The organism is Candidatus Darwinibacter acetoxidans (assembly GCF_041936445.1).
Classification (GTDB): Bacteria; Bacillota; Limnochordia; order Darwinibacteriales; family Darwinibacteriaceae; genus DTU010.
The window spans coordinates 1-16,253 of the sequence record NZ_JBHGXH010000265.1; the positions used below are offsets into that span (position 1 = coordinate 1).

17 protein-coding genes are annotated in these 16,253 nt (G+C 60.2%); 15 read left to right on the forward strand and 2 right to left on the reverse strand.

Annotation, left to right across the window (positions count from 1 at the left end; translation table 11 throughout):
• Window positions 1–196 precede the first annotated feature (196 nt).
• Window positions 197–709: a ferritin-like domain-containing protein gene (locus tag ACE4YL_RS10020; protein ID WP_461357861.1), complete on the reverse strand. Its 513-nt coding sequence runs from the start codon at window positions 707–709 to the stop codon at window positions 197–199.
• A gap of 208 nt (window positions 710–917) precedes the next feature.
• On the opposite strand from ACE4YL_RS10020, the gene ACE4YL_RS10025 reads away from it, so the two are divergent.
• Window positions 918–1,661, forward strand: a complete 744-nt coding sequence (locus ACE4YL_RS10025) for a GTP-sensing pleiotropic transcriptional regulator CodY (RefSeq protein WP_461357862.1) — start codon at window positions 918–920, stop codon at window positions 1,659–1,661.
• Window positions 1,662–1,702: 41 nt separating this feature from the next.
• Here ACE4YL_RS10025 and dinB read toward each other — a convergent pair whose 3' ends face one another.
• Window positions 1,703–2,875, reverse strand: coding sequence for a DNA polymerase IV (gene dinB / locus ACE4YL_RS10030; protein WP_461357863.1), 1,173 nt, complete (start codon window positions 2,873–2,875; stop codon window positions 1,703–1,705).
• Window positions 2,876–2,948: 73 nt separating this feature from the next.
• Here dinB and hflX point away from each other — a divergent pair, with 73 nt between their 5' ends.
• From hflX to atpG, 14 genes are all read left to right on the forward strand, one after another.
• Window positions 2,949–4,181, forward strand: a complete 1,233-nt coding sequence (gene hflX, locus ACE4YL_RS10035) for a GTPase HflX (protein ID WP_461357864.1) — start codon at window positions 2,949–2,951, stop codon at window positions 4,179–4,181.
• 75 nt (window positions 4,182–4,256) lie between these two features.
• Window positions 4,257–4,859, forward strand: a complete 603-nt coding sequence (locus ACE4YL_RS10040; RefSeq protein ID WP_461357875.1) for a thymidine kinase — start codon at window positions 4,257–4,259, stop codon at window positions 4,857–4,859.
• On the forward strand, window positions 4,852–5,736 hold the full coding sequence (locus ACE4YL_RS10045; protein WP_461357865.1) for a TrkA C-terminal domain-containing protein: 885 nt from the start codon (window positions 4,852–4,854) through the stop codon (window positions 5,734–5,736). Before ACE4YL_RS10040 ends, ACE4YL_RS10045 begins: the two co-directional genes overlap by 8 nt.
• On the forward strand, window positions 5,729–6,649 hold the full coding sequence (locus ACE4YL_RS10050; protein WP_461365495.1) for a DUF1385 domain-containing protein: 921 nt from the start codon (window positions 5,729–5,731) through the stop codon (window positions 6,647–6,649). Before ACE4YL_RS10045 ends, ACE4YL_RS10050 begins: the two co-directional genes overlap by 8 nt.
• A gap of 13 nt (window positions 6,650–6,662) precedes the next feature.
• The gene (gene prfA / locus ACE4YL_RS10055) at window positions 6,663–7,745 is read left to right on the forward strand and encodes a peptide chain release factor 1 (RefSeq protein WP_461360347.1); all 1,083 of its coding nucleotides are present in this window, start codon (window positions 6,663–6,665) and stop codon (window positions 7,743–7,745) included.
• Entirely contained in the window at window positions 7,738–8,592 is an 855-nt protein-coding gene (gene prmC, locus ACE4YL_RS10060) for a peptide chain release factor N(5)-glutamine methyltransferase (protein ID WP_461357868.1), read from the forward strand. Before prfA ends, prmC begins: the two co-directional genes overlap by 8 nt.
• Window positions 8,580–9,599 carry an L-threonylcarbamoyladenylate synthase gene (locus tag ACE4YL_RS10065; RefSeq protein ID WP_461357869.1) on the forward strand — a complete coding sequence of 340 codons (1,020 nt, stop codon included), beginning with the start codon at window positions 8,580–8,582 and terminating at the stop codon, window positions 9,597–9,599. Before prmC ends, ACE4YL_RS10065 begins: the two co-directional genes overlap by 13 nt.
• A gap of 18 nt (window positions 9,600–9,617) precedes the next feature.
• On the forward strand, window positions 9,618–10,553 hold the full coding sequence (gene rpiB, locus ACE4YL_RS10070; protein WP_461357870.1) for a ribose 5-phosphate isomerase B: 936 nt from the start codon (window positions 9,618–9,620) through the stop codon (window positions 10,551–10,553).
• 27 nt (window positions 10,554–10,580) lie between these two features.
• The gene (gene upp / locus ACE4YL_RS10075) at window positions 10,581–11,210 is read left to right on the forward strand and encodes a uracil phosphoribosyltransferase (RefSeq protein WP_461357871.1); all 630 of its coding nucleotides are present in this window, start codon (window positions 10,581–10,583) and stop codon (window positions 11,208–11,210) included.
• A gap of 23 nt (window positions 11,211–11,233) precedes the next feature.
• Window positions 11,234–11,695, forward strand: a complete 462-nt coding sequence (locus tag ACE4YL_RS10080) for a deoxycytidylate deaminase (protein ID WP_461357872.1) — start codon at window positions 11,234–11,236, stop codon at window positions 11,693–11,695.
• The gene (locus ACE4YL_RS10085) at window positions 11,692–12,729 is read left to right on the forward strand and encodes a glycosyltransferase family 4 protein (RefSeq protein ID WP_461360348.1); all 1,038 of its coding nucleotides are present in this window, start codon (window positions 11,692–11,694) and stop codon (window positions 12,727–12,729) included. Before ACE4YL_RS10080 ends, ACE4YL_RS10085 begins: the two co-directional genes overlap by 4 nt.
• The gene (gene wecB, locus ACE4YL_RS10090; protein WP_461359516.1) at window positions 12,722–13,828 is read left to right on the forward strand and encodes a non-hydrolyzing UDP-N-acetylglucosamine 2-epimerase; all 1,107 of its coding nucleotides are present in this window, start codon (window positions 12,722–12,724) and stop codon (window positions 13,826–13,828) included. The genes ACE4YL_RS10085 and wecB overlap by 8 nt, the downstream gene beginning before the upstream one ends.
• Window positions 13,829–13,843: 15 nt before the next feature.
• Window positions 13,844–15,352 carry a F0F1 ATP synthase subunit alpha gene (atpA, locus tag ACE4YL_RS10095; protein WP_461360349.1) on the forward strand — a complete coding sequence of 503 codons (1,509 nt, stop codon included), beginning with the start codon at window positions 13,844–13,846 and terminating at the stop codon, window positions 15,350–15,352.
• 11 nt (window positions 15,353–15,363) lie between these two features.
• Window positions 15,364–16,233 carry an ATP synthase F1 subunit gamma gene (atpG, locus tag ACE4YL_RS10100; protein WP_461359518.1) on the forward strand — a complete coding sequence of 290 codons (870 nt, stop codon included), beginning with the start codon at window positions 15,364–15,366 and terminating at the stop codon, window positions 16,231–16,233.
• Window positions 16,234–16,253: the final 20 nt, after the last annotated feature.

Consider the following 16,253-nt stretch of genomic DNA (forward strand, 5'->3'; position numbering starts at 1 on the left):
CCTACCTCGGAAGATCTTGGGTTACCGCACACCGTTGGAGCTCTTCCAGGAGGAACTATCGAAGCTGGACGCAACTGTGAAATGCTTTATAGAACGGGTTTCTGGCTAGCCGTTGCATTTGCTATTGCACTTTAGAGAAAATTCTTCTGTCAGATGGTGGAAGGGCTGCCGGCTCGGGCCGGCAGCCCGAGACAATCTATTTGTCCTTCACCACAAAGCCCTTGGGTTTGCCTGTGTCGGCGGAGGTGCCGGCCAGGCGGCCAAGGTACGCGTCGCCCAGGCTCTGGATGTGCTGATCGACGTTGGAGAAGTAATTGTAGTGCTCCTGTTCATGCTCGATCATTTCTTCAAAGAGGTTGGCCGAAATGGTATCCCCGTATTCCCGGCAGAGCTTGGCGAACTCTGTGTAGGCCTTGATTGCTTCTTCCTCTTCCTTGGCATCGAAGGGGAAGATCTCCTTCAGCTCTTGGCCCTTCACGATGGGGCCCGCGAGCTGGCTGGTGGGCTCGCCGCCCAGCTCTTTGATCCTTTCACCCAGGGCTTCCGCGTGGCGCATCTCGTCAATGGCGATCAGCTTGACGTTCTTCGCCAGTTCCCCGAAATCCTGGTCGTCTAGTTCGAAGTGCTGATGCATGTATTGGTGTGCGGACTGAATTTCCATGGCCATGGCCTTTTTCAGCATCTCAATGATCTTGTCCTTGTTTTCCAAGATAATCCCTCCTTAGATCTATTACCAACATTTTACCACAACAGAAAGGGGTGGACTAGGGCCGTTTCTGGGACAGGGAAGAGCGTTTCATTTTTTTCACCAAAACAACGTTTCAGTGGCCCAAATCGGTTGACACCAATTGTGCGAAAATATATAATTAACACTACACGGAAAGATTTTTCTGCGCACAGAGAGAGGAGACCAAGGAATGCTAGAACGAATGGCGCAATATCTACAGTTACTGCAGCAAATCACAGCGGATGTCGACTTCAATGAGCTGTCAGAGGGCCTGAGGGCGGCCATGGACGATAGCAGCGTCTACATACTGGGCCGCAAGGGCCGGGTCCTCGGTTATGCCCTGGAAGAGGGTTTTGACAGCACTCCCTTTGATGCGGAGTGGCTCTCTGAGGGAACGGCTTCCAACCAGATCCAAAGCATGGCCAACAGAGTAGCGGATATCAGCATCCAGGAAGGACCAAACGGTGAGACGGTCATGATCGTCCCCATCATCGGGGGCGATGAGCGGGTAGGCTCGGCCCTGATTGTGCGCCGCCGCGGAGAGTTTACCGCTGAAGATATGGACATCGCCCATATCGCCGGGGTGACTTTGGGCATGATCATCTCCCGGGTCATCCACGAGCGGCAGGAGGACAAGGCTGCGGAAGCACGGGCAGCCAGGAATGCCATCAACAGCCTATCCTACTCGGAAATCTTAGCCATGCAGAAGATTTTTGAGGAGCTGGACGGCGACGAAGGGCTCTTAGTGGCCAGCCGCATCGCCGACGAAGCAGAGATCACCCGCTCGGTGATTGTCAATGCCCTGCGCAAATTGGCGTCTGCCAATGTGATTGAATCCCGCTCCCTGGGTATGAAGGGTACTTATCTGCGCATTCTCAATCCGGAGATTCGCAAGGAGTTCGAGAAGCAGTGGTTCTCTAACCCCAAGTCCTAAGGGGCAAGCTAAGCGGGCCTGTGGCAAGCACAGGCCTTTTTTTAGTGCCGCGGGCCCTCTTCAGGGCTGGGCAGCGTACGGCCCCTGGTGATGGTGCCGTGGGAGTATTTGCGGTTGATGGCATCCATTGCTTGTGTGATGCGGCTGGCGGAGCTCTCCTCGCCGGAGAACAGGGAGAGCTGGGCTCCTGTGGAGAGGCTGCTCACCGACACCCCCAGAAGCCTTACCGGTTTCAGCTTCACCTGTTCTAAGAGGTGCAGAGCTTCGCGGAAAATGGTATCATCATCATTGAAGGAATAATCCAGGGTGTGGGAGCGGGTGATGGTCTTAAAGTCCCCGAAGCGCACCTTGATGGAAACGGTGCGGGCATACAGCCCCTGCTGGCGCAGCCGCCAGCCCACCTTCTCGCTCATTTTGGCCAGCTGCTGGCGGAGGAAGGGGAAGCTTTCCTGATCCTCGGGGAAGGTGATCTCATGGCCCACCGACTGCACATCCCGCACGGGGGTAACCGGTCGATCATCGATCCCCCGGGCCAGGTTGTACACCTGGGTGCCCAAGGCGGTGCCCAGCTTTTCCTGCAGCCAGCTTAAGGAATGGGGGAGAATATCCCGGATGTAGTAGAGGTTCAGCTGGTGCAGAAGGGCTGCGGATTTTTTCCCCACCCCCCAGAGCTTGCTCACGGGAAGATCCCGCAGGAAGCCCTGGACCTCTTGGGGCCGGAGCACAAACAAGCCATCTGGTTTGCGCCAGTCCGAGGCCAGCTTGGCCAAGAACTTGTTGGGGGCGATGCCCACAGAAGCGGTGAGACCCGTTTCTTCCTTGATCCGCTGTTTCAGGCGCAGGCCCATCTCTTCCAGGCTGGAGTAGAAATGCTCGCAGCCGGTCATATCAAGAAAAGCTTCGTCTATGGACAGGGGCTCCACCACGGGGGAGAACTCCGGGAAGATGCCCATCACCTGCTCGGAAACCTCTTGGTAGCGGTACATGCGCCCGGGGATGAAGATCCCCTGGGGGCAGAGCACCGCGGCCTGCCGCAGGGGCATGGCGCTGCGCACCCCGAATTTTCTCGCTTCATAGGACGCGGTGGAAACAACGCCCCTTGGCGAGTCTTTGTAGCCGCCGATGATCAGGGGCTTTCCCGCGTACTCGGGGTTATCCAGCACCTCCACGGCGGCAAAGAAAGCATCCATGTCCACATGCATGATCGTGCGCATGGTCCTTTCCCCCCCTGTCTTCTTTCCAGATACACAGCGGAAAATCCTTTCCGGACTGCGAGGTGAACCGCACATGCCAGAAATCAACGAAACTCAAAACGCCTATTTAGTAGCACTGCAGCAGAGCTTCCAGAGCGACTGGGAAGTGGCCGACAGCCTGGCGGAACTGGCGGATCTGGCCAGGGATGCCGGCCTAAACGTGGTGGAGACAATCGTCCAAAGGCGCAGCCACCCCGAGCCGGGCACCTTCATCGGCCGGGGCAAGGCCCTGGAAATCGCCGAGATGCTGGACGATAGCAGTATTGTCATCTTCGACGACGAGCTTACCCCCGCCCAGCAAGGCACCCTTTCTGACTTGATGGACGCGCCGGTACTCGATCGCACCCAGCTGATCCTGGATATCTTCGCCCAGCGGGCCCGCAGCAACGAGGGTAAGATCCAAGTGGAGCTGGCCCAGCTGAGTTACCTCCTGCCCCGGCTGACGGGGATGGGAAAGGCCCTCTCCCGGCTCGGCGGCGGGATCGGCACCAGGGGCCCCGGTGAGACCAAGCTGGAGACGGACCGGCGCCGCATCCGCAGGCGCATCTCCGACCTCCGCAGAGAGCTGGAGAAGATCAAGCAGACCAGGGGCCTGCAGCGGCAGCATCGGTCCAGCACCGAGGTGCCCGTGGTGGCCCTGGTGGGCTACACCAACGCGGGCAAATCCACGCTGCTTCAGGCCCTGACCGGCTCGGAGGTGTTCGTAGCCGATCAGCTCTTTGCAACCCTAGACCCCACCATCCGGCGCTGGGACCTCACGGAGGGGCGCTGGGTGTACCTCACCGACACCGTGGGCTTCATCCGCAAGCTGCCCCACACTTTAGTCGCGGCCTTCCAGGCTACCTTGGAAGAGGTGGTTTACGCGGATCTCCTGCTCCATGTGATCGACGCCAGCCATCCCCAGTCCAGGGAGCAGAAGGAAGCGGTGGAAGAGGTCTTGAAAGAAATTGGTGCGGCGCAGCCCATCATCGCGGTGTATAATAAAGTGGATTTGGTGGACCACCCCCTGGAGGTGCGCCCACCGGACCAAGCGGTTTCCGCCAAAACCGGGTACAACCTGGATCGGCTCACGGCCGCGGTCTATGAGTTTTTTGCCCAGCAGTACTCCGTAAGGGAATATTTCTTCCCCTTCAGCGAGCTTGGCCAGGCCAGCATCCTCAGGGCCCACGCCACGATTTTGGGCGAAGAGTTCACGGATCAAGGCGTTGCGATCAAAGCGGAAGTGGATGCCAGGCTGGAGAGCCTCCTGCAGCCTTTCCAGAAGTAGCCAGCGGCAGGATTTCCCCCCGGCATTAGAGAAAACAACTTTGTTGTCTTTTCTGCCATAATCGATAGAGGTGAGATCATGCCGCAACGTGAAGCATCCTGGCTGGAAGTAGTGGTGGGTTCCATGTTTTCGGGGAAGTCGGAAGAGCTGATCCGCAGGGTCAAGCGGGCGCTCATTGCCAAACAGAAGGTGATGGTGTTCAAACCCGCCCTGGACCACCGCTATGGCGTGGAAAAAGTGGCGGCCCACAACGGGCTTTCCATCGACTGCATTCCGGTTCAGCAGCCGGAAGAGATTCTCGAGCAGGTTGACCAGGCCACAGACGTGGTGGCCATTGACGAGGTTCAGTTCTTTCCGCCCAGCATTGTCGAGGTCTGTCAGCAGCTGGTTAAAGACGGCAAGCGGGTGATCGCGGCCGGGCTGGATCTGGACTTCCGGGGCGTGCCCTTCGGCTCCGTGCCTGTGCTCATGGCCCTGGCGGAGCAGGTCACAAAGCTCAATGCCATCTGTGTGGTCTGCGGCCGGCCCGCCAGCCGCACGCAGCGCCTGATTGACGGTGCGCCCGCCAACTACAACGATCCCATCATCCTCATCGGGGCCACCGAGAACTACGAGGCCCGCTGCAACCGCTGCCATGAAGTGCCGGGTGCGCCTGAAGGTGGGGGCCTCGGTGGCTAAGCGGATCACGGTGCTGTTTATCCTGGCCATGCGGGCCATTGTGGTGGGCGTTGCCTACTACCTGGTGCGCAACCTGCCGGGTCTGACTTCATCATTTGTCTCTATTTTTGTCGGTTTCTTGTCCTTTGATCTTATAGTGGCCATGCCCAAGTTTTCCATCCGCCTGGCCCACTTAAAGGATCTGCTGCTGGTGCTGCTGCCCCGCATGAGCGCCACCGCCTTGAGCTTGGCGGGGGGCCTCTTGGTGGGGGTGGTGTTCGGCGGGTTGACCAAGGTGGGCCTGCCGGTTCTGGCCGGGGCGGTTCTGACGGTGGGCATCTCCTACAGCTGGGCCTCCCAGATCAGGGGAAGCATCTCCAGCTATGTGGGCCTGGTTTCCGCGGTGGAGATGTTTGACCGCATCCGCACCCTCAGCATCTTTACGGACGAGTGGATGCAGGATCTAGGCGGCGTAGCCGGGCAGCTGGTGTACAGCACCTTCCTGGCCCTGCTCCTGGGCTGGCTGGTGGGTATCGTCATCGGCGTTTTCACCAGGCTCTTTCTGCCCCGGGGCTTTAGGACGGTAAAAAGCAGCGCCTACGCCCAGCCCCTGTGGATGCGCTCCTTCAAGGATGTGACCCACTTTGGGGATGATAAGGTGCTGCTCCAGATTGAACTCAGCGAAGATTCGCCCCTGGCCTACCATACCCTGGCGGAAGCGGCCCTGGGCAGGGACCTGGGCGTGCAGGTCATCTCCATCATCCGTTCGCCCAAGGAGATCATCTCCCCCCGGGGCGATGATGTGCTGCTGCCCCTGGATCAGCTGGTGGTGGTGGCACCATCGAATCAGGCGCAGAATCTAATCTCGCTCATGAAAGGACGCGTGCTAGGTGAGTAATCAGTATAACTACGGCGGCCAGGCTGTCATCGAAGGCGTGATGATGCGCGGCCGGTATTCCGCGGCAGTTGCCGTGCGCAAACAAGATCAGAGCATCTCCATCCTCCACCAGGACCTCAAACCCTGGTCCGACCGCTTCCCCCTGCTGAAAAAACCGGTGATCAGGGGAGCGGTGGCTTTGGTAGAAACCCTGATCATGGGGATCAAGAGCCTGAACTACTCCGCCAGCGAATACGGGGGTGAAGAAGAACAGCTCACCGCCAAGGAGCTGGTTCTGACCATGGGCTTTGCCCTGGTGCTGACGGTGGCCTTGTTTATTGTGCTGCCCGCGTTTTTGCTGCGCTTTGTGCAGAGCTATATTTCCTCCAACATCATCTTAAACTTAGTGGAGGGTTTGATTAAGGTGTCCTTCTTCGTCCTTTATATCGCCGGGATTTCCTGGATGGAGGACATCAAAAGGGTGTTTGCCTACCACGGGGCGGAGCACAAGGCCATTAACTGCTACGAGGCCGGGGAAGAGCTCACGGTGGAAAACGTGGCCAAGCACAGCCGGGTGCACGCCCGCTGCGGGACCAACTTTCTGCTCATCGTCCTCTTCACCAGCGTGTTTGTCTTTTCGTTTTTCGGGCGGCCCCCCTTTCTGCAGCGGGTTTTGACCCATGTGGCCATCATGCCTTTGGTCGCGGGGCTTTCCTACGAGCTGATCCGCAAAGCGGGCCAGAAAGACTGCCACCCCATCTTCCGCTGGCTGGCCAGGCCTGGAATGCTTCTGCAGGGACTGACCACGAAAGAGCCCGACCACAGCCAGATTGAAGTGGCCATTTCCGCCCTTAAGGCCGTTTTGGCCAGGGACATGGCCCATCCAGAAGGGAAAAAGGTGGTTCCCTTCCCCAATAACGAAACCACCGCCTAGGAGGAAAGGTTTAATGCTAGAGAAGCTGCAGGCGCTGGAAGAAAAATATGAGGAATTGACCAGGCAGATGAGTGATCCGCAGGTGCTGGGGGATCCGGTCCGCTACCGGAAGCTGGCCAAGGCCCACTCGGACCTGGAAGAGATCGTGGCCAAATTCCGGGAGTACCGCCAGGTGCTCTCCGCTTTGGAGGAAGCCTACCTGCTCCAGGAGGAGCCCCAGGAGGAGGAGTTCGCCGAACTGCTCCGGGAGGAGATCGACGGCCTGAAGGAAGCCAAGGAGAACCTCGAAAACGAGCTGCAGATTCTCCTTCTGCCCAAGGATCCCAATGATGAAAAGAACGTGATCATGGAGATCCGCAGCGGAACCGGCGGGGAAGAGGCGGCCCTGTTTGCCGCGGACCTCTTCCGCATGTACTCCCGCTACGCCGAGGAGAAGCGCTGGAAAGTGGAGGTTTTAAGCAGCAGCCCCACTGAATTGGGGGGCTTTAAAGAAGTGATCTTCATGATCGAAGGGCAGGGCGCTTATTCGCGCCTCAAATTCGAAAGCGGCGTACACAGGGTGCAGCGCATCCCCGTTACAGAGGCGGGGGGCCGCATCCACACCTCCACCGCTACCGTTGCGGTCCTGCCCGAGGCCGAGGAAGTGGAGGTGCACATCGATCCCGCTGATCTGAAGATCGATGTCTACCGCTCGTCCGGCCCAGGTGGGCAGAGCGTGAACACCACCGACTCCGCGGTGAGGATCACCCACCTCCCCACGGGCATGGTGGTCTCCTGTCAGGACGAAAAGTCACAGCACAAGAACAAGGAAAAGGCCCTGAGGATCTTAAGGGCCAGGCTGCTGGAGAAAATGCAGGAGGAGGCCCTGGCGGAGCAGGCGGCTGTGCGCCGCAGCCAGGTGGGCACCGGGGAGCGCAGCGAGCGCATCAGGACCTACAACTTCCCCCAGGGGCGGGTGACGGATCACCGCATCGGCCTCACCCTCTACAAGCTGGACCTGGTTGTGGACGGAGATCTGGATGAGATCATCGAGGCCCTGATCACCGCGGATCAGGTGGAAAGATTGAAGGAGACAGCAGACATTCACCATGGCTAAGCAGTATACCATCGGCGAACTGATCAACCTCAGCGCAGGTTACCTTCAGGAAAAGGGCTGCAGCTCACCCCGGCTCGATGCGGAGCTGCTTTTGGGCCACGTTCTGGGGCTGGACCGCTTGTCCCTCTACCTCAACTTCGACAAGCCCCTGACCAGCCAGGAAGTGGATGCCTACCGCAGGCTCATCGGGCGCCGGGGACAGAGGATCCCTTTGGCCTACCTCACCGGGGAGCGGGAGTTTTACTCGCTGCCTCTGCTTGTGAATGAGGCGGTGCTCATTCCCCGGCCGGAAACGGAGTTTGTGGTGGACAAAGTCCTGGAGCTTCTGGAGCCAGGCCGTCCTGGCCGCATTTTGGAGCTGGGCACAGGCAGCGGGGCCATTGCCGTGGCCCTGGCCTGCCAGGACCCGGATATCCAGGTGACAGCGGTGGACATCTCCCCCGAGGCCCTGGAGGTGGCCCGGGCCAACGCGCAGCGGCTGGAGGTGGCCGGGCAGATCACCTTCCTGGAGAGCGATCTTTTCCAGCGTGTGTCCGGCACTTTCCAGGTGATCTGTTCCAACCCTCCGTACATAAAACGGGACGATCTTGGCAAACTGGCTCCAGAGATAGCCTATGAGCCGGCTGTTGCCCTGGATGGCGGCGCCGATGGATTGGACTTTTACCGCCGCATTTTCCGCCAGGCCGCTTCCTTTTTGGAGGAGCCTGGTTTTGTAGTGCTGGAAATCGGCTGGGATCAGGCCCGGGAAGTGCGGGCCTTAGGGGAAGAGGCGGGCTTAACCTGGCTGCAGACGGTGCAGGACTACGGCGGCCGCGACCGGGTGGTGGTTTTCCAGTGGAAAAGCTGAAGACCGAGGTGCTGCTGCCGGAGGAAATCGACAAGGCCGCGCAGCTTTTGGCGGAGGGGCAGGTTGTGGCCTTCCCCACTGAAACCGTATACGGGCTTGGTGCCAACGCCCTGGATCCGGAGGCGGTGGCCAGGATCTTTGCGGCCAAGGGCAGGCCCCAGGACAACCCCTTGATCGTGCACTGTACAGGCAGGGAGCAGGTGGAAGAGCTGGTGCGGGAGATCCCTAAGGAAGCCCGCCTGCTCATGGAGCGCTTTTGGCCCGGCCCTTTGACCCTGGTTCTGCCCAAGAATGAAGTGGTTCCTGGGGAAGTGACTGCAGGATTGGATACAGTGGCGGTGCGGGTTCCCGCCCATCCCGTGGCTTTGAGCCTGCTGAGGGCGGTGAATTTCCCTCTGGCCGCGCCCAGCGCCAATCTTTCCGGAAAGCCCAGCCCCACCAGGGCGGAGCACGTGCTCCGGGATCTGGGGGGCCGCATCCCCGCGGTGGTGGATGGAGGAGAAACGGGCTTCGGAGTGGAATCAACCGTTTTGGACTGTACCCGCAGGCCCTTCCGCCTGCTCAGGCCCGGCGGGGTCACCCTGGAGGAGCTGCAGGAGCTGGTGGAAGTGAGCTTGGCACCCGGGCACCTGGAGGAGGGGCCACCCCCTTCGCCGGGGATGAAATACGAGCACTACGCGCCGGAGGCCGAGGTCTACCTGGTTTCCGGGCCGGGAGCCGCCGCAAAAATCCTGGAGCTGAGCGAAGCTTTGTTAAGGAAGGGCCAAAAGGTTGGTGTGATGACCTGGCAAGAAAGGGCGGGGCTCTATCCAGGGCTGACCGTTCTTTCCATGGGCCCTGAAGGCGATCTGCCCGGTCTGGCCAGCAGGCTCTACCACCTGCTCCGTCAGGCGGATGATCTGGGGCTGGAGGTGCTGTTTGTGGAAGCCGTAAGCGAGCGGCACCTGGGCCTGGCGATCATGAACCGCCTGCGCAAGGCGGCCCGGGGCCGGGAGATCAGCACGTAGGGAGTTAAAGGAGGAAGCATGGGGAAATCTATTCTGTTCATCTGTTCCGGCAATACCTGCCGCAGCGTCATGGCTGAGTACCTGTTGAGGCACAGGGCCAAGGAAGCGGGCCTGAATCTTGAGGCCACCTCCGCCGGACTCTTTGCCTTCACGGGAGATGCGGCCACCGAAGAGGCTCTTCAGGCCCTCTCGGAGCTGGGGATCGATGCCCGGGAGCACCGCTCCCGCAAGCTCCATCCCCGCCTTTTGGAGGAGGCCGACCTGGTTCTGGCCATGACGGAGCGCCACAAGGAGGAGCTTTTGAGGCTCGCTCCTGAACAGGCTGGCAAGATTTTTCTGCTCAAGGAGTACGCGGACATCTTGACTTCCGGGCAGGAGGCACAGCAGTCAGCGGAGAAAGAATACGAGATACCCGATCCCTTTGGGCAGTCCTTAGAGGCCTACCGCCGGGCCCGCCAGGAGATTGACCGGGCGGTACAGGCCATCATTGCCCAGAGCATGGGTAAAGGAGGAAAGAACATGCGTATTGCCGTGGGTTCCGATCATGGTGGTTTCCAGGCTAAGCAGGTGATTATCGAGCATTTGCGCTCCCGGGGGCTGGAAGCGGTGGATTTCGGCACCGATTCCGAGGAGTCTTGCGATTACCCCGACATTGCCCAGCCCGTGGCTGAGGCAGTGAGGAGCGGTGAATGCACTTTCGGGATTCTGATCTGCGGGACAGGCATCGGCATGTCCATCGCCGCCAACAAAATCAAGGGCATTCGCGCTGCCCTGTGCAACGATACCTTCTCGGCCCGCATGGCCAGGGAGCACAACGATGCCAACATTCTCTGCCTGGGGGCCAGGGTGTTGGGGCTGGGCTTGATGCTGGACATAGTGGATGTCTACCTGAACGGCAGTTTCGTCGGGGGCAGGCACAAGACCAGGGTCGAAAAAATCGACGCATTGGACTGAAGGCAGACCAAGATGGGAGATGATCAGATGAGTTCGGTGCACCTTATTGACCACCCTTTAGTACAGCACAAACTAACCATTATTAGGGACCAGGCCACCGGCCCTAAAGACTTCAGGGACTTGGTGGAAGAGATGTCCATGCTCATGGCCTATGAGGTAACCAGGGACATGCCTTTAGAGGACCTGGAAGTGGAAACCCCAATCGGCCGCACCACCGGCAAGGTGATCGCCGGGCGGCAGCTGGGCATTGTGCCCATTCTCCGGGCGGGCCTGGGGATGGTGGGCGGTGTTTTGAAGCTCATCCCCGCAGCCAAGGTGGGGCACATCGGGGTTTACCGGGATCCGGACACGCTCAAGCCTGTGGAATACTACTGCAAGCTGCCCGTGGATGTGGAGGAGCGCCAGGTGATCGTGCTCGATCCCATGCTGGCCACGGGAGGTTCCGCGGCCGCTGCGATTAAGTACCTCAAGGAGAGGAACGTGACCTCCATCAAGTTCATGTGCATCGTGGCGGCTCCGGAAGGAATTGAGTTCCTGCAGAGGGAACATCCAGATGTGAATATCTACACAGCCGCCATTGACCAGCGGCTCAACGACCACGGCTACATCGTCCCCGGACTGGGCGATGCCGGCGACCGCCTCTTCGGTACGAAATAAGCCGGTGGGGGAGGCGGCGGCAGATGGGCAGGCCCTCGTGGGATCAATATTTCATGGACATAGCTGTCTTGGTTTCCAGCCGGTCCACCTGCCTGCGCAGGCAGGTAGGTGCTGTGCTGGTGCGGGACAAACATATTATCGCCACAGGTTACAATGGGGCTCCCCGGGGCGTGGCCCACTGCTTGGACGTGGGCTGCCTGAGGGAACAGCTGAACATACCCTCGGGCGAACGGCATGAGATGTGCCGGGGCACTCACGCGGAGCAGAACGCCATCATCCAGGCGGCCCTGCACGGGGTGAGCACCGCCGGGGCCACTTTGTACTGCACTCATCAGCCCTGTATCCTGTGCGTTAAAATGTTGATTAACGCCGGTGTGAAAAGAGTCGTCTTCCAGGGCGATTACCCCGATGCTCTGGCCTTGGAGCTTCTGAACGAGGCCGGTCTGGAGATTGTCAGGCGCAGCGGGGGGGAGGGGAAGGAATGAACGCAGCGCAGTTTATCTTGGCTTTCTTGATTTCCACAGCGGTTACGGCCCTCTGCAGCCCCGCGGCACGGCGGGTGGCTCTGCGCTGGGGTTTGGTTGACGAGCCCAATCCCCGCAGGATCAACCGGGTGCCCATGCCCACAGGGGGCGGTTTGGCCATCTTCGTTGGTTTTGCCGCCGCTTCTCTGGTGGGGGACCTTCCCCACTTGGGCGTAACCCTCAGCGCGGCATTTTTCATCCTGGTCCTTGGCGTTGTGGATGACCGCTATCAGCTCTCAGCTGGCGTGAAGTTCGCGGGTCAGTTTGTCGTGGTGCTCATCTATGTGCTCTTGGGCCCCCGCATCGAGTTTATCAGCAATCCCTTTGGGGGCATGTTCTACCTCGGCTGGCTGGCCATTCCCCTGACCATGCTCTGGGTGCTCACCTTGGTCAATATCATGAACTTCATCGACGGTATCGACGGGCTCACCACCGGGATCAGCTTCATCGCGGCGGCAGCCCTGGCCACTTTGGCGCTGCTTTTGGGGCGCTTTGATGCGGCACTTATGGCCGTGATCACCGCGGGCAGTGCCCTGGGCTTTCTTCCCCACAACTTCAACCCCGCCAAGCTCTACCTGGGCGATGGGGGGGCCATGCTGCTGGGCTTTCTCCTGGCGGCCATTTCCACCGAAGGTGCCCTCAAGGGCGCGGCCACCATCAGCATCGCGGTGCCCATTTTGATTCTGGCAGTACCGGTTACGGATCTCCTCTGCGCGGTGGTGCGCCGGGTGCAGAACGGAGTCCCCGTCTACCAGGCGGACCGCTCCCATTTCCACCACCGGCTGCTGGATCTGGGCCTCAGCCAGAGGCAGATCGCTGGCCTAGCCTATCTGATCACCGTCCTTTCCGCAACCGCGGCGGTGCTCACTGCGCAGTTAACCCGGGCCCCTTGGCTGGTGGCCCTGCTTTTGGGCCTCCTCTTCTGGTATGGTTCCATGCGGGTGGGCATGATCCAGCCCTTCGGATCCCATAAGGGAGAAAACAAAGATGTTTAAGCTGGCGCTGGTCTTTGGCACCAGGCCCGAGGCCATCAAGATGGCCCCCCTGGTTAAGGCCTGCCGGGGGGTTGGGCACTGGGATACCAGGGTGATCATCACCGGCCAGCACCGGGAAATGGTGGACCAGGTGCTGGAGCTGTTTGGTATCGAACCGGATTACGACCTGGACATCATGAGCCACGGGCAGACCTTAACGGATATCTCCCAGCGCACCCTGCGGGGCATGGCAGGGATTTTGCGCGAGTGGCGCCCGGATCTGGTTTTGGTTCACGGGGATACCAATACCGCCTTTGCCGCGGCCTTAGCCGCCTTTTACGAGCGCATCCCCGTGGGGCACGTGGAGGCGGGGCTGCGCACTCCTTCTGTGCAGAGCCCCTTTCCCGAAGAGGCCAACCGGCGCCTCATTGATGTCCTGGCCACGTGGTATTTTGCCCCCACCGAGCGGGCTGCGGAGAACCTCAGGCGGGAAGGGGTGGACCCCCAGCGCATTTTTGTCACGGGGAATACGGTGATCGATGCCCTGCTTGCGGTGGTGGAAGAGGATTACCAGTTCAAAACGCCTGAACTGAGGGGCCTCGATTTCAGCCGGCCCATTCTGGTGGTCACCGCCCACCGCCGGGAGAACTGGGGAGAGCCCCTGGTGGGGATCTGCCAGGCCCTTTTGGCCATCAGCGCGGCCAGCGATCTGCAGATCGTGGTGGCCATGCACAAAAACCCCGACATCCAGGCGGTGATGGAGGAGCTTCTGGGGGCCGATGAGCAGATCATCTTGGTGGATGCCCCTGGCTACCAGGAGTTCGCCAACCTTTTGGCCAGGTGCACCCTGCTTTTGACCGATTCCGGAGGGCTGCAGGAAGAAGCCCCTGCCTTACATAAACCTGTTTTAGTCATGCGTGAAGTCACGGAAAGGCCCGAGGCCCTGGAAGCCGGGACGGTAAGACTTGTGGGTTCCGCGAAAGATAGTATTGTCCAGGGCGTGCTGGAGCTTTTGAGTGATGCGGAACTCTACGCGCGCATGTCCTCCGCGCCCAACCCCTACGGGGATGGGAGGGCGGCCTTGAGGATCTGCGGGATACTGCAGGAGAAATATAAGTAATTGGGGGAACGCTCTATGGCAATGAGACCGGATGAGATCGTAGCGATACTGAGGCGCCAGATCGAGGAATTCGAAACGGAGCTGCAGGTGGAAGATCTGGGTTCCGTCCTCATGGTGGGGGACGGAATCGCTCGCGTCTATGGATTGGAAAAGGCCCTAGCCGGCGAGCTCCTGGAATTCCCCGGCGGCACCTACGGTATGGTGCTCAATCTGGAGCAGGACAACATCGGCGTGGTCATTTTGGGTCCCTATGAGCATATCAAAGAGGGGGATCCCGTAAGGCGCACCAAGCGGGTGGTGCAGGTGCCCGTGGGCGAAGCCATGATCGGCCGGGTGGTCAACCCCCTGGGCCAGCCCATCGACGGCAAGGGGCCCATCAAGACCGACAAGTGGCGGCCCATTGAGACCAGGGCCCCGGGGGTTGTGGACCGGGTCAGCGTCAACCAGCCGCTGCAGACCGGGTTGAAGGCCATTGACTCCCTGGTCCCCATCGGGAGGGGGCAGAGGGAGCTGATCATCGGCGACCGCCAGACCGGCAAAACCGCCATCGCGGTGGACACCATCTTGAACCAGAAGGATCAGGACGTGATCTGCATCTACGTGGCCATCGGCCAGAAGGCCTCCACCGTGGCCGCGGTGGTGGACACCTTCCTCAAGCACGGGGCCATGGATTACACCATCGTGGTTTCAGCCACCGCCAGTGAGCCTTCTCCCCTGCTGTATATCGCCCCCTACGCGGGCTGCGCCATGGGCGAGGAGTTCATGTACCAGGGGAAAGATGTGCTCATCGTCTACGATGACCTTTCCAAGCACGCCGCGGCTTACCGGGAGATGTCCCTGCTTCTGCGCAGGCCCCCCGGGCGGGAAGCCTATCCAGGCGATATTTTCTACATCCACTCCCGCCTTTTGGAGCGGGCTGCCAAGCTCAACGACGAGCTGGGGGGCGGCTCCCTGACGGCGCTGCCCATAATTGAGACCCAGGCCGGAGACATTTCCGCCTACATCCCCACCAACGTGATCTCCATCACCGACGGGCAGATCTACTTGGAGTCGGATCTGTTCTACGCGGGCATCAGGCCAGCGATCAGCGTGGGCCGCTCCGTATCCCGTGTGGGCGGGGCCGCGCAGGTGCCCATGATGCGCAAGGTCGCGGGCACCCTGCGTCTGGAGCTCTCCCAGTACAGGGAGCTGGCTGCCTTTGCCCAGTTCGGCTCGGATCTGGACCGCCAGACCCAGGCCCTTTTGGCCAGGGGCGAGCGCATGTATGAAGTGCTCAAGCAGGAGCAGTATAAGCCCATGCCCGTGGAGGAGCAGGCGGTATCCCTGTACGTTGCGGTCAACGGCTATCTGGACAGCATTGCCGTGGCGGATGTGGTCCGCTTTGAGCGGGAGCTGCTGGAGTTCCTCCGCAAAGAGCGCCCCGCCCTTTTGGCAAAACTCAGGCAGGAGAAGAAGTTCACGGAAGCGATCGAGGAAGAACTGAAAAAGGCCATTGTGGAATTTAAGAAGGAGTTCATCAGTTAGGGGGGTGCAGCATGGCACGGACGAGTCGGGAGATCAAGCGGCGCATCGCCAGCATCTCCAGCACTCAGCAGATCACCAGGGCCATGGAGATGGTCGCCGCGGCCAAACTGCGCAAGGTGCAGGATAGGGTGGCCAGCACCCGCCCGTACTACGAGCGCCTGGCCGGCTCCCTGGCGGTGGTACTCCAGGCGGTGGAGGGGTCCGGCGTGGAGCTCCCGGAAATTGCACAGCGCAGAACCGGTGAGCGTCACTGCCTTGTGGTCTTATCCTCTGACCGGGGGCTGGCGGGGGGCTACAACACCAACGTAATTCGGCGGGCGGAGGCCTTCCTTCAGGAGCATCCCCACACGGAGCTGGTGATCGTGGGCAGGAAAGCCCGGGATTATTTCCGCCGCCGGAACCGCACCGCTTTGGCCGAGTATGTGGGGCTGGGGGACGAGCCCCAGTTCAGGCAGGGTATGGATATCGGCCAGGTGATTTTAGATTTTTACCTCCACGGCATGTTTGATCAGGTTGCGATTTTATACACCCAGTTCATCAATACACTGACCCAGCGGGTCCGGCTGCGCCCCGTTCTGCCCATCCAAAGCGAGATCGCCTCCGGCAGCTCCGGGCCGGAACCGGTGTACATCTTCGAGCCCTCTGCCACTGCAGTGCTGGAAGAGTTGATCCCGCTGTATGTCAATGCCGCGATCTACCAGTCGCTCATCGAGGCCAAGGCCAGCGAGATGGCGGCCAGGATGAATGCCATGGCTCAGGCCACCGACAACGCGGAAGAGCTCATCGAAGAGCTGAACAAGACGTTCCATCGCATGCGCCAGGCGCAGATCACCAAGGAAATTGCGGAAATCGTGGGCGGTGCAGATGCACTGCAAGCGTAGAGACAAGAGGGGGTTTGACC

Coding starts and splice junctions, on each gene's coding strand:
- ACE4YL_RS10025 (WP_461357862.1), top strand. CDS start 918: ATGCTAGAACGAATGGCGCAATATCTACAGTTACTGCAGCAAATCACA.
- dinB (WP_461357863.1), bottom strand. CDS start 2,875: ATGCGCACGATCATGCATGTGGACATGGATGCTTTCTTTGCCGCCGTG.
- hflX (WP_461357864.1), top strand. CDS start 2,949: ATGCCAGAAATCAACGAAACTCAAAACGCCTATTTAGTAGCACTGCAG.
- prfA (WP_461360347.1), top strand. CDS start 6,663: ATGCTAGAGAAGCTGCAGGCGCTGGAAGAAAAATATGAGGAATTGACC.
- prmC (WP_461357868.1), top strand. CDS start 7,738: ATGGCTAAGCAGTATACCATCGGCGAACTGATCAACCTCAGCGCAGGT.
- rpiB (WP_461357870.1), top strand. CDS start 9,618: ATGGGGAAATCTATTCTGTTCATCTGTTCCGGCAATACCTGCCGCAGC.
- upp (WP_461357871.1), top strand. CDS start 10,581: ATGAGTTCGGTGCACCTTATTGACCACCCTTTAGTACAGCACAAACTA.
- ACE4YL_RS10080 (WP_461357872.1), top strand. CDS start 11,234: ATGGGCAGGCCCTCGTGGGATCAATATTTCATGGACATAGCTGTCTTG.
- ACE4YL_RS10085 (WP_461360348.1), top strand. CDS start 11,692: ATGAACGCAGCGCAGTTTATCTTGGCTTTCTTGATTTCCACAGCGGTT.
- wecB (WP_461359516.1), top strand. CDS start 12,722: ATGTTTAAGCTGGCGCTGGTCTTTGGCACCAGGCCCGAGGCCATCAAG.
- atpA (WP_461360349.1), top strand. CDS start 13,844: ATGGCAATGAGACCGGATGAGATCGTAGCGATACTGAGGCGCCAGATC.
- atpG (WP_461359518.1), top strand. CDS start 15,364: ATGGCACGGACGAGTCGGGAGATCAAGCGGCGCATCGCCAGCATCTCC.